At 63.0% G+C, this 11,519-nt stretch carries 11 protein-coding genes and 1 pseudogene; 11 read left to right on the top strand and 1 reads right to left on the bottom strand.

Annotated elements, in window-relative coordinates:
• Positions 1-54 precede the first annotated feature (54 nt).
• Positions 55-522 carry an IS66 family insertion sequence element accessory protein TnpB gene (gene tnpB / locus BLQ77_RS29910; RefSeq protein WP_375360212.1) on the top strand — a complete coding sequence of 156 codons (468 nt, stop codon included), beginning with the start codon at positions 55-57 and terminating at the stop codon, positions 520-522.
• A pseudogene (tnpC, locus tag BLQ77_RS21175) lies at positions 417-2,160 on the top strand (IS66 family transposase). The gene tnpB and the pseudogene tnpC overlap by 106 nt, the downstream one beginning before the upstream one ends.
• A 197-nt stretch (positions 2,161-2,357) precedes the next feature.
• Here tnpC and BLQ77_RS21170 read toward each other — a convergent pair.
• A complete protein-coding gene (locus tag BLQ77_RS21170; RefSeq protein WP_034452458.1) occupies positions 2,358-3,503 on the bottom strand; it encodes a CaiB/BaiF CoA transferase family protein in 1,146 nt (381 codons plus the stop codon).
• Between the two features lie 112 nt (positions 3,504-3,615).
• On the opposite strand from BLQ77_RS21170, the gene BLQ77_RS21165 reads away from it, so the two are divergent.
• The 9 genes from BLQ77_RS21165 to BLQ77_RS21125 all read left to right on the top strand — a co-directional run bounded on the left by BLQ77_RS21165 (position 3,616) and on the right by BLQ77_RS21125 (position 11,514).
• Positions 3,616-3,993, top strand: coding sequence for a Zn-ribbon domain-containing OB-fold protein (locus tag BLQ77_RS21165; RefSeq protein WP_089962713.1), 378 nt, complete (start codon positions 3,616-3,618; stop codon positions 3,991-3,993).
• Between the two features lie 3 nt (positions 3,994-3,996).
• Entirely contained in the window at positions 3,997-5,148 is a 1,152-nt protein-coding gene (locus BLQ77_RS21160) for a thiolase family protein (protein ID WP_009504556.1), read from the top strand.
• A 23-nt stretch (positions 5,149-5,171) separates the two neighbouring features.
• The gene (locus tag BLQ77_RS21155) at positions 5,172-6,029 is read left to right on the top strand and encodes a MaoC/PaaZ C-terminal domain-containing protein (RefSeq protein ID WP_190323919.1); all 858 of its coding nucleotides are present in this window, start codon (positions 5,172-5,174) and stop codon (positions 6,027-6,029) included.
• Between the two features lie 10 nt (positions 6,030-6,039).
• Entirely contained in the window at positions 6,040-7,176 is a 1,137-nt protein-coding gene (locus BLQ77_RS21150) for a CaiB/BaiF CoA transferase family protein (protein WP_009504558.1), read from the top strand.
• 71 nt (positions 7,177-7,247) lie between these two features.
• Positions 7,248-7,967 carry a transglutaminase-like domain-containing protein gene (locus BLQ77_RS21145; protein WP_009504559.1) on the top strand — a complete coding sequence of 240 codons (720 nt, stop codon included), beginning with the start codon at positions 7,248-7,250 and terminating at the stop codon, positions 7,965-7,967.
• Complete coding sequence (locus tag BLQ77_RS21140; protein ID WP_089962709.1) at positions 7,964-8,413, top strand: MaoC family dehydratase; 450 nt, start codon at positions 7,964-7,966, stop codon at positions 8,411-8,413. Before BLQ77_RS21145 ends, BLQ77_RS21140 begins: the two co-directional genes overlap by 4 nt.
• Positions 8,400-9,521 carry an acyl-CoA dehydrogenase family protein gene (locus tag BLQ77_RS21135; RefSeq protein WP_089962708.1) on the top strand — a complete coding sequence of 374 codons (1,122 nt, stop codon included), beginning with the start codon at positions 8,400-8,402 and terminating at the stop codon, positions 9,519-9,521. The genes BLQ77_RS21140 and BLQ77_RS21135 overlap by 14 nt, the downstream gene beginning before the upstream one ends.
• A complete protein-coding gene (locus BLQ77_RS21130) occupies positions 9,521-10,672 on the top strand; it encodes an acyl-CoA dehydrogenase family protein (protein ID WP_034452460.1) in 1,152 nt (383 codons plus the stop codon). Before BLQ77_RS21135 ends, BLQ77_RS21130 begins: the two co-directional genes overlap by 1 nt.
• Before the next feature lie 32 nt (positions 10,673-10,704).
• Positions 10,705-11,514, top strand: a complete 810-nt coding sequence (locus tag BLQ77_RS21125) for an enoyl-CoA hydratase/isomerase family protein (RefSeq protein WP_009504563.1) — start codon at positions 10,705-10,707, stop codon at positions 11,512-11,514.
• Positions 11,515-11,519: the final 5 nt, after the last annotated feature.

The following is an 11,519-nucleotide window of genomic DNA, read 5'->3' as shown; positions in this document are numbered from 1 at the left end:
GGGGGGGGGCGCGTGTGGATTGCCGGCGGGGGGACCGTCAGCGCCAGCGTGTTCATGCCGCGCCGCATGTCGGTCCAGCAGGGGCTCGGGCGCGATCCACATGCCGGGGAGATCTTTTGCTTGCGCGGCCGCAAGGGCGACTTGGTCAAGCCGCTCTGGCACAACGGCGTGGGCATGTCGCTCTACACCAAGGGGCTGGAGGCCGGGAAGTTCATTTGGCCGAGCAGCGGCAGCGGCGAAGCGGTTCAGATCTCGGCGGCCCAACTGGGCTGTCTCCTGGAGGGGATGGACTGGCGCAATCCGCGCTGGACCCAACGCCCGACCAAGGCGGGACAAAACCCTGCAAAACTCCATATTTTGTCGGGCGTTTCGCCAGCTCGGGGTATGCTTCGGGCATGTCCGGTACCGCCTCCGAGATGGCCCGACTGCGCGCTGCCCTGGTGGCGTCGGAAGCCCGTGCCGAGGCCGCCGAGAGCGAGCTGGCGCAGGCCCGGGCGGTGGTCTCGACCTCCGAGGCCATGATCGAGCACCTCAAGCTGGAGATCGCCAAACTCCGGCGCGACCACTCCGGCCCCAGCGCCGAACGCCACAGCGTCGAACGCCGTGCCCGCCTGATCGACCAGCCGGAGATGCGGCTCGAGGACCTCGAGGCCGCCGCCACCGAGGACGAGATCGCCGCCGGGAAGGCGAAGACCACGGCGGTCGCCGGGTTCGAGCGCCGCCGCCCGGCGCGCAAGCCATTCCCGGAGCATTTGCCGCGCGAGCGCGTGGTGATCGACGCGCCCTCGGCCTGCTCTTGCTGTGGGTCGGACCGCATCGTGAAGATGGGCGAGGACATCACCGAGACGCTCGCGGTCATCCCCCGGCAGTGGAAGGTGCAGACCGTTCGCGAGACGTTCACGTGCCGGGCCTGCGAGAAGATCAGCCAGCCGCCAGCGCCCTTCCATCCCACGCCCCGAGGCTGGGCCGACCCTGCCGGCGTTCGCCATTGGTCTCGAACACATGGCGACACAATGGCTCACTCCTGTTCGAGACGTTCGGTCAGCACCAGCCGCTGAACCGGCAGGCCGAGCGCTACGCCAAGGAGGGTATCGACCTCAGCCTCTCGACGCTGGCCGACCGGGTCGGGGCCTGCACCGCAGCTCTGGCACCGATCCACGCCCTGATCCGGACCCATGTTCTGGCGGCCGAGCGCCTGCACGGCCCCTCTCGGCAGCATGCTTTGCATGCGCCTGCCGGGCAATGGACGACACAACTGTCCCCCTCCTCGCGAAGGGAGGGACGCAGACAGCGCGCTATGTCCGCGACGACCAGCCCTTTGGCGGTGGCGCGCCACAGGCCGCGTTCGCCCATTGTCCTCGGACCAATGGCGGAAATGGGCGCACTCCCCTTCTCGCGCGACAGGGGGATGGCGCATCCGAACCGGCATCTTGCGGGGTGGCAGGGCGTTCTCCAGGCCCCCTCTCCATGGTTTGCAAGCAAACCACTGCCGCCTATGGCGGCGACAACGACCTCTATCGCGGTGATCGTGACCCAGGTCCGGTTCAGAGTGCCTTGCGCTGGAGCCATGCCCGACGGAAGCTCTTCGAGCTCGCCGACATCAAGCAGAATGCCCGCCAGAAGAAGCCCGCGCACGACATATCGCCTGTCGCGCTGGAAGCCGTGAAGAAGATCGACGCCATCCCTGACATCGAACGCCAGATCAACGGTCTGGACATCGCCAGTCGGCTCGACGCCCGGCACCGGCTGGTCCGCCCCCTGGTCGAGGACCTGCACGACTGGATGCGGGCCGAACAGGGCACCATGTCGAAGCTCAACCCCGTCGCCAGGGCCATCAGCGACATGTTCAAGAAGGACCGGTGGAACGCCTTCACGTTGTTCCTTGAGGATGGGCGCGTCCGCCTGACAAACAACGCGGCCGAGCGCGCGCTGCGCGGCATTGCCTTGGGGCGGAAATCCTGGCTCTTCGCCGGCTCCGAGCGTGGAGGCGACCGTGCCGCCTTCATGTATTCCCTGATCGTCACGGCCAAGATGAACGACATCGCCCCGCAAGCTTGGCGCGCCGACGTCCGCGACAAGCTCCCCAACACAACGGCTTCACGGGTGCCGGACCTTCTGCCATGGAATCGGCAGACATCGCAGCGCCAACTCGCTACATGACCGCAGCCTACGCCGGATGCTTACGCTCGGTCTGCTGGCAGATCGGACAATATGCGGGCTGTCGGCCTTTTTCATCGGCACGAGCGCATTCCTGCGCCATTCGCGTTACGGCGAGCGGTGCCACCACGCCATGCGCGGGTCGATGGTTCGGCTGCGGGCGTCCGGGTCGATTTCGAGATCTATGTCGATTTCGAGATCTATGACCGCAAGCCGAACTCGGCGCGAATGGCAGCGCCATCCGCATCGAACGCAGGAGAGAGGCCAAGAGCGGTCTCAATGTTGCTGCGCCGAATCGGAGGCATCGCGACACTGATCGGTCCGGAAGGGGTCTCGATGGTCGAACGGTCGAGTTGAGGGTGATCTGACAACGCGGCCACATCGTTCACCGCCGCCGAGGCAATTCCGGCACCGTCCAGCAAGTTCAGCAGTTCGGCACGGTCATGCGCCCCGAACGCAGTTGCAATAAGCGTTTCCAGCGCGGATTTGTTGTTAATTCTGGCGGAATTGTCATGAAAGCGCGGGTCGGTGGCCAGCGCCGGGTCTCCTAGAATTTGCGCGCAGAACCGATCCCATTCGCGGCTGTTCTGGACCGATATGACAACCTGGTCGCCGCCCCGGCAGCGAAACGCGCCGTAGGGGCATATGACCGAATGTCCAAGTCCGGTCCTGGGTGTGGGCAAGCCCGCGTAGTCGTGAAAGAGAAGGGGAACCGCCATCCAGTCTGCCATCACGTCGAACATCGCGACCGAAACGCCGCTGCCGGTGCCGGTGCGGTCGCGCGCGACCAAGGCTTCGCAGATCCCGGCATGGGCGGTCATGCCGGTGGCAATATCGCAGACCGAAACGCCAACCCGGCCCGGCGCATCGGGCGTGCCGGTCACCGAGGCGAGGCCACTTTCACACTGCACCAAAAGGTCATAGGCCTTGGCGTTTCGCATCGGGCCGTCTTCGCCGTATCCGGTGATGTCGCAGGTCACGAGGCGCGGAAATTTTTCCCGCAGGGAGGCGGAATCCAGCCCCAGCTTTTTCAGCGCGCCGGGCAGCAAATTCTGGATGAACACATCCGCGCTTTCCAGAATCTTCAACAGGATCTCCCGGTCGTCTGCGGCCTTAATATCCAGCGCGACGGATTCCTTGCCCCGGTTCAGCCAGGTGAAATAGGCACTCTCGCCGTTTGCGGCGGTATCGTAGGCGCGGGCGAAATCGCCGGCGCCCTTGCGCTCGACCTTGATCACGCGCGCTCCGGCGTCGGCCAGCCGCGATGAGCAGAAAGGCGCAGCAACGGCCTGTTCGAGCGCAACAACAAGTTTGCCGGAAAGAGGAGCTGGGTTCGTGTCTGACATGGGTTTCTCGCGGATCATCCTAAGGGCTTGACAAAATCTAACATATGTTAGAATTAGGATCAATGCGCTTTGCCGCAAAACCGATCACCCCGTCATCGGAAGGAGACCGCAAGTGTCGAACACCACAGGGCCAGACCAGATTTTCAGGACCGCGCTCGCCAAGAACGATATCGTGCTTCCCAGGTGCGATGACTGCGGAGCCTTTCATTTCTTTCCCAGGGTCCTGTGCCCGCATTGCCATGGCACCGCGATCTCGTGGAAACCCGCCAGCCGCAAGGGCAAGGTCCACACCACCACCGTCGTGCGCCAGAAGCCCGAGCGCGGCGGCGACTACAACGTGTGCATGGTCGAGCTGGAGGAAGGCGTTCGGATGATGAGCCGCGTCGACGGAATCGCCCCCGGCGAGGTTGTCATTGGCATGGACGTGACCGCCTTTGTGGGCGAGGCCGACGGGGCCCCGGCCGTGTTTTTCAAGCCGGCGGAGGGATAACGCATGACCGATCAACTTCGGGGAAAATCCGCGATTGTGGGCACCGGGCACGCCGGTTTCGGCGAGGCGCACGGCCTGACGGCCTATGACGTCATGGCGCAATCCGCGCTGGCGGCTCTGGGCGATGCCGGGCTGAAGCTGTCGGACGTGGACGGGCTGTTCTGCACCATGATGGAAGACAGCATGCCGGCGCTGATGGCTGCCGAATACCTGGGCATCCAGCCCCGCTTTATCGACGGCACCATGTCGGGCGGGTCATCCTTCGTGAACTACCTGACATCCGCGACGATGGCGCTTGACGCAGGCCTGTGTGATGTCGCGCTGATCGTTTACGGCTCGAACCAGCGCACCGGGTCGGGAAAGCTGGTAACGGCGTCGCGCCCGCCGGCCTATGAAGCGCCGTATAACCCGCGCTATCCGATCTCTGCCTATGCGATGGCGGCGGCGCGGCACATGCACGAATACGGCACCACCCGCGAACAACTGGCGGACGTGGCAGTTTCTGCCCGGGCCTGGGCGCGGCACAACCCCGAAGCGTTCGAGCGCGGCCCGCTGACCCGCGAGGACGTGTTGGGCGCGCGCATGGTGGGGGATCCGTTGACGGTGCGTGACTGCTGTCTGGTGACCGATGGCGGTGGCGCGGTGGTGATGGTGCGGGCTGACCGTGCGCGGGATTTCCCCAAGCCACCGGTCTATGTGCTGGGCAGTGCGGCCGAAAGCTCGCACAGGCAGATTTCGCAGATGAAGGATTTCACGGTGACCGCGGCGCGCGCATCGGGCCAGCGCGCCTTTGCGGCGGCGGGGGTTTCGCCGGGGGATATACAGGCGGTCGAGCTGTATGACGCCTTTACCATCAACACCATTCTGTTTCTCGAAGACCTTGGTTTCTGTGCAAAGGGCGAGGGCGGGGCGTTTGTGGAAGGCGGGCGTATCGCGCCCGAGGGCGTCTTGCCGGTAAATACGAATGGCGGAGGTTTGTCCTGTGTACACCCCGGCATGTATGGCATTTTCACCGTGATCGAGGCCGCGCGCCAGATTCGGGGCGACGCGCCGGGCATTCAGTTGAACGATGTCGATCTGGCGCTGGCGCATGGCAACGGCGGTGTGCTGTCCAGCCAGGTCACGGCAATTCTGGGGTCACAAAACACGCTCTGACAGCGATCAAGGGAGGAAAGATCATGCCATTGGATTTCGAAGCTCTTTCAGACTGGGATTTCGAAGAAATCCGGCAAACTCTGACCCAGCGGGATACCATTCTGTATGCGCTGGGGCTGGGGTTCGGCGAGGATCCGACCGACAAGAAGGAACTCGCCTTTGTTTATGAGGACGGTCTGAAGGCTGTTCCCTCGATGGCCGTCACCATGGGGTATCCCGGCTTCTGGCTGCGCAACCCCAGGACCGGAGTGAACTGGCAGAAAGTGCTGCACGGCGAACAGTGGCTGGATATCTACAAGCCGCTGCCCGTGAACGCCAATATCATCGGCCGCAGCAAGATCGACTTCATCTCGGACAAGGGCGAGGGCAAGGGCGCGGTCATCTATCAAAGCCGTGACATCATCGACGCAGACACCGGTGACAAGCTGGCGCGGGTCGCGATGTCGGCCTTTTGCCGGGGCGATGGCGGTTTCGGCGGCGAGAACCGGCCGGGTCCGAAGCCGGCGATGCTGCCGGACCGGGATCCCGATCACATATGTGATATCGAAACGCTTCCGCGCCAGGCGCTGATCTACCGGCTCAGCGGCGACATGAACCCGCTTCATGCCGACCCCGATGTTGCGCGCTCGGTCGGATTCGACCGGCCGATCCTGCACGGTCTGGCGACCTATGGTCTGGCTGCCCGCGCGATCCTCAAGTCGGTGCTGGATTACGACTCCGCCCGGCTTGTCGGGCTGGACGTGCGGTTCTCCGCGCCGGTCTATCCCGGCGAAACGGTACGGTTCGAAATCTGGGAAGAGGGCGGCGAGGCCCGGTTCCGCGCGTCGATCCCGGCACGCGATGTCCTGGTGTTGAACAACGGCGCTGCGCGCTTCGCATGAGGTAACGGCGATGACCCAACCGCTCAAGGACATACTGGTGCTGGATTTCAGCACCCTTCTTCCCGGCCCGATGGCAACGCTCATGCTGTCCGAGGCCGGGGCCGAGGTGGTCAAGTTCGAACGACCCGTAACAGGCGAGGACGCGCGCCATACGGATCCCAAGATCGACGGTGAAAGCATCGGGTTTGCCGTGCTGAACCACGGCAAGCGATCTGTGGCCATCGATTTGAAATCGAACGACGCGCTCGATGCGCTGCGTCCCTTGCTTGAAAAGGCCGATGTTCTGGTCGAGCAGTTCCGCCCCGGCGTGATGGAGCGGCTCGGGCTGGGATACGAGGCGGTGCGCACGATCAATCCGCAAATCGTCTATTGTTCGATCACCGGCTACGGGCAGACCGGGCCAAAGGCCACGGCGGCGGGGCATGATCTCAACTATGTGGGCGATGCGGGGGTTCTGTCGTTGAGCCGCGGGCCGGATGACCGGCCGACGATGCCGTTCGGGCTGATGGCCGATATCGGGGGCGGCACCTATCCGGCGGTCGTCAATATTCTGCTTGCCCTGATGGCGCGGCAAAAGACCGGACAGGGGGTTCATCTCGATATCGCCATGTCCGAGGGCGCATTTGCCTTTGCCTATTGGGCGCATGCGGAAGGCGTGATCGCCGGGCAGGAAATTGCCAGCGCCGACAGCCGTCTGACCGGTCGCCTTGCGCGCTATCGGCTTTATTCGGCTGCGGATGGCCGGCAGATCGCGGTCGGCGCGCTGGAAGAGAAATTCTGGCAGGCCTTCTGTGATGTCATTGGTCAGCCGCAGGATCTTCGCGACGACTGGGTCGATCCCGTTGCCTGTGCCGCAGAGGTCGCGCGCCGTCTGGGGCGCCAGCCGTCAACGCATTGGGGGCCGCTGCTGATGGCGGCGGATTGTTGCTGTTCGGTGGTGAAAACACCCGCCGAATCCGCAGCCGATCCGCATTTCACCGCGCGGGGTGTGTTCGAGCGAAAGTTGGACATTTCCGGTCGGGAGGTGCCAGCCCTGCCGCTGCCGATCGCGCCACAGTTTCGCACTGGCGCGGGGTCGGTCGGACGCGCGGCGACTCTCGGAGAGGACAATGCCCGCTTTGGCGTGGATCCGCGAAAGACAGAATGAAACCCGTTGACGGGCAGATTTTTAGCCCTTATTCTAACAATCGTTAGAAAACGGGGGGACACAGGGATACAATGACTCAGTCGAAAGATGACCTGTCGGCAGAAGCAGATCGCTATGTCATGCCGTCGCATTTTGTCGAAAGCGACAACCCTGAAGTGCAGGGTTTCGTGACCAGGGCGTTGCGTGATCTTCCTGCGGATGCATCCAGCCGTGACAAGGCGATTCGTCTGTTCGAAGCGGTTCGTGACGATATCCGTTACGATCCTTATTGCTTCGCGCTGGATGAAGAGTCGTATCGGGCCGGCCGGATTGCCGGGGCAGAAGCGGCGTTTTGCGTGCCCAAGGCAATCCTTCTCGCGGCCTGTCTGCGGGCTGTCGGTATCCCTGCCGCGCTAGGGTTTGCGGATGTGCGCAACCACCTGAATACGCCCAAGCTGCAAGAGCTGATGGACAGCGACCTGTTCATCTATCACGGCTACGTCCAGTTGTGGCTCGACGGCGAGGCCTACAAGGTCACGCCCGCGTTCAACATGGAGCTGTGTGAAAGATTCGGGGTCAAGCCGCTGGTCTTTGACGGGCATCACGACGCTCTCTTCCACGAGTTCGACGAACAGAACCAGCGGCACATGGAATATGTGAATGACCGCGGGCTCTATGTCGATGCGCCGATCACGGAGTTCCTCGCGGCCTTCCGGGAAACCTACCCGAAACTGGAAGAGTTCAACCGCGTGCGAATTTCGAAAGATTCGAGCGGGTACGATGCCGGGTTCTCCAAGGAGGGCGCGTCTTGAAGTATCTGGACGATTTCGCGCCGGGCCAGGTTTTTCGCTTCCGCAGCGACCCGATGAGCTCGGACTCTATCAAGGCATTCGCCCAGGAATGGGACCCGCAAAGGCTGCACACCGACGAGGACTATGCCACCGGCATACACGGCAGCCTGATCGCGTCGGGCTTTCAGACGATGCTTGAAGTGTTCAAGCCGGTCATGACGGAAATGATGGTCAAGACCGCCAATATCGGCGGCATGGGCTTTGACAATCTGCGTTGGCTGCGGCCCGTGCGCCCGAACGAAACCCTCGATATCGAATTGAAGGTCAACACGGTCACACCGTCGAAAAGTAAGCCCGACAGAGGCGTTTTGCACTATACGCTCAGCGCCAAAAACCCCCAGGGCGAGGTCGTTTTTACAACCGACACCCCCGTTATGATCCAGCGAAAACAACATGACACAGACTGAATTGCCTACCAGCGACCAGGAAGACCTTCGCTTGCTGCGCGAAAGCGCGCGCACCTTGTTTGAGCGCGCGGGCGGTAGCGGAAGATCCAGAAAACTGCGTGATTCCGGTGGCGGCTGGGACGCGGACATGATCCACGAACTGGCCGAGGCCGGCGTTTTCGGCGTGACCGTGCCAGAGGAAAACGGCGGGCTTGGCATGGGTCTGGCTGCCGGGGGCGTCATCGCCGAGGAGGTCGGCCGGGTGATCGCCCCGGAACCGGTGGTGGTGACAGTCGGACTGAGCCTTGGCCTTCTTCGCCGGCTCTGCCCGGATCACGCCAAATTGGAACAGCTTGTCGGCGGCGAAACCGTTCTGGCCGTCGCCTGGCAAGAGCGCGGACCGAACGGCGGCCCCGCCGAGGCAAGCTGTCGTTACGCCGACGGAAAACTGACCGGCGGCAAGGCCTGGGTTGTTGGCGCGTCCGGCGCGCAGGGTTTCCTGGTGGTGGCCCAGGGGGATGCCGGCCCGGTTCTTGTGCTGGCACAGGCCGGTGCGGACGGGCTGTCCGTTGAAGCGCGCAGGCAGGCCGATGGCAGCGCCATGGGAGAGCTTTCGTTCTCGGGCACCCCGGCCGAGCGACTGGCCAGCGGCGACACGGTTCAGGACGCGCTCGCCGACGCGGTCAGCGATACAACGGCGCTTGCCGCCGCTGAACTTGTCGGCCTGAGCGCGCGCGCCTTCGAGATCACGCTGGAGTATATCAAGACCCGCGAGCAGTTCGACAAGCCTATCGGGTCGTTCCAGGTCATCCAGCACCGTGCCGTCGATCTGAACGTGATGTGCGAGGTCGCACAGTCCGGCGTGCGCGAAGCTCTGGGGCTGATGGATGGCGAAGCCGATCCAAAAGTCCGGGCGCGGCTTGCCAGCCGGGCCAAGGCTCGCGCGGTCACCGCCGCCAAGAAGATCACGCGCGACGCCATCCAGCTGCACGGGGCCGTCGGTTATACCGACGAGTTCGACATCGGGCTTTATCTGAACCGAGCGCTGGTTCTGTCCGCTTGGCTGGGCGACGACGCCTATCACAGGCGACTTTGGTTCATGGCGCGCGAAGCGGAGGGAGCCGCATGATGACCGACTGGAACGCAATGAGCGATGCGGATTTCCGCAAAGAGGTGCGCGGGTTCTTCGAAGCGGAATATCCCGAAGAGCTGCGCAACCTGCCGCACCGCCCGAAATTCGCCGAGATCGCGCACTGGCACCGCAAGCTGCACGCGAAAGGCTGGGTCGCTCCGGCCTGGCCCGCGGAATACGGCGGCATGGGGTTGAATGCGGCGAAATTGCTGATCTTCTACGAAGAACAGCAACGCTGGGGCGTGAACCGCGGGCGCGACATGGGCGTGCAGATGGTCGGCCCGCTGATCATCAAGTTCGGCACACAGGAACAGAAAGACTATTGGCTGCCGCGTATCCTGAGCTGCGAAGACATCTGGTGCCAGGGCTATTCCGAGCCGGGCGCCGGGTCTGATCTTGCCAATCTGCGCACACGCGCGGAAATTGACGGCGACGACTTCGTCATCAACGGCCAGAAGATCTGGACGACGATGGCGCATGATGCCACGCACATCTTCATGCTGGTGCGCACCGATCCCGATGCGCCGAAGAAACAGCAGGGCATCAGTTTCCTTCTTGCACCGATGGATCAGTCCGGTGTCGAGGTGCGCACGATCACCACTCTTTCGGGTGAGACCGAATTTTGCGAGGTGTTTTTCGACAACGCCCGCACGCCTCGGGAAAACCTTGTCGGCGAGCTGAACAAGGGCTGGACGATGGCAAAGGCGCTCTTGAGCTTCGAGCGCATCTTCATCGGCTCGCCAAGTCTGGCGCAGAACGCTCTGGGACAGCTGGAAAGCTTTGCCCGCGGGCGCGGCGCGTTCGACGATCCTGTGTTTCGCGACCGTTTCGCGCAGGCCGCGCTTGACGTCGAGGACCATGCCGCGCTTTACGCGCGCTTTGCCGACCAGCTCAAGCGCGGCGAGACGCTGGGCGCCGATGTCTCGATGCTCAAGATCTGGGTGACCGAGTGCTTTCAGCGCATCACCGAACTGATGATCGAGGCTGCGGGTCCCGATGGCGGAACGATCGGTCCGCTACAGGTCGGCAACGTTGGCGTGGATGTCCTGTCGAGTTTCTACAAAGCCCGGCCGGGAACGATCTACGGCGGATCGAACGAGATCCAGCGCAACATCCTGTCCAAGGCCGTCCTCGGACTGCCTGGTTGAACCAATATAGGCACCAAAAAGGGAAACGAAGTATGTCTGACCGTTATGCAAAATACGACAAGTTGAAATTCGACTATCCGGCGGATCGCGTTCTGCGCATCACCTTCGACCGGCCCGAGACGTTGAATTCCGTCGATGCGGAAACCCATACCCAAATGACGGATATGTGGATCGACATCGACCGCGACCCCGACATCAACTCGGTGATCGTGACCGGTGCGGGCAAGGCGTTCTCGGCAGGTGGTGATTTCAGCCTGATCGAAAACATGATGGGCAACTCGCACGAGATCATGAAGACGTGGAAAGAGGCCAAGGATCTCGTCTACAACATCATCAACTGCAACAAGCCGATCATTTCGGCGATCAACGGCCCCGCTGCGGGCGCTGGCCTGGTCGTGGCGATCCTTGCGGACATCTCGATCGCCGGTAAAAGGGCCAAGATCGTCGATGGTCACCCGCGTCTGGGTGTCGCCGCCGGCGACGTCGCGGCGATCATCTGGCCGCTGCTGACCTCGATGGCCAAGGCGAAATACTACCTGATGACCTGCAAGCCGGTGTCCGGCGAAGAGGCCGAGCGCATCGGTCTTGTGTCGATGTGTGTCGAGGATGACGAGCTGCAGCAGATCGCCCTGGATACCGCTGTCGAGCTGGCCAACGGCTCGCAAAGCGCGATCCGCTGGACCAAGTATTCGTTGAACAACTGGCTGCGCCAGGCCGGTCCGATCTTCGATGCCTCGACCGCACTGGAAATGCTTGGCTTCATGAGCGAGGACGTCAAGGAAGGTGTGCTGTCGCACCGCGAAAAGCGCGCGCCGAACTTCCGCAAGGACTGCCCGCTGTAAATCCG

This window comes from Salipiger thiooxidans (assembly GCF_900102075.1).
GTDB lineage: Bacteria > Pseudomonadota > Alphaproteobacteria > Rhodobacterales > Rhodobacteraceae > Salipiger > Salipiger thiooxidans.
The sequence above is the reverse complement of the archived record's forward strand: the minus strand, read 5'-3'. Positions and strand labels throughout refer to the sequence as shown.

Bases quoted from the DNA above. Each gene is read 5' to 3' on its own strand.
- tnpB (WP_375360212.1), top strand. From the start codon at position 55: ATGCCGCGCCGCATGTCGGTCCAGCAGGGGCTCGGGCGCGATCCACAT.
- BLQ77_RS21170 (WP_034452458.1), bottom strand. From the start codon at position 3,503: ATGTCAGACACGAACCCAGCTCCTCTTTCCGGCAAACTTGTTGTTGCG.
- BLQ77_RS21160 (WP_009504556.1), top strand. From the start codon at position 3,997: ATGACCGATCAACTTCGGGGAAAATCCGCGATTGTGGGCACCGGGCAC.
- BLQ77_RS21155 (WP_190323919.1), top strand. From the start codon at position 5,172: ATGCCATTGGATTTCGAAGCTCTTTCAGACTGGGATTTCGAAGAAATC.
- BLQ77_RS21150 (WP_009504558.1), top strand. From the start codon at position 6,040: ATGACCCAACCGCTCAAGGACATACTGGTGCTGGATTTCAGCACCCTT.
- BLQ77_RS21145 (WP_009504559.1), top strand. From the start codon at position 7,248: ATGACTCAGTCGAAAGATGACCTGTCGGCAGAAGCAGATCGCTATGTC.
- BLQ77_RS21135 (WP_089962708.1), top strand. From the start codon at position 8,400: ATGACACAGACTGAATTGCCTACCAGCGACCAGGAAGACCTTCGCTTG.
- BLQ77_RS21130 (WP_034452460.1), top strand. From the start codon at position 9,521: ATGACCGACTGGAACGCAATGAGCGATGCGGATTTCCGCAAAGAGGTG.
- BLQ77_RS21125 (WP_009504563.1), top strand. From the start codon at position 10,705: ATGTCTGACCGTTATGCAAAATACGACAAGTTGAAATTCGACTATCCG.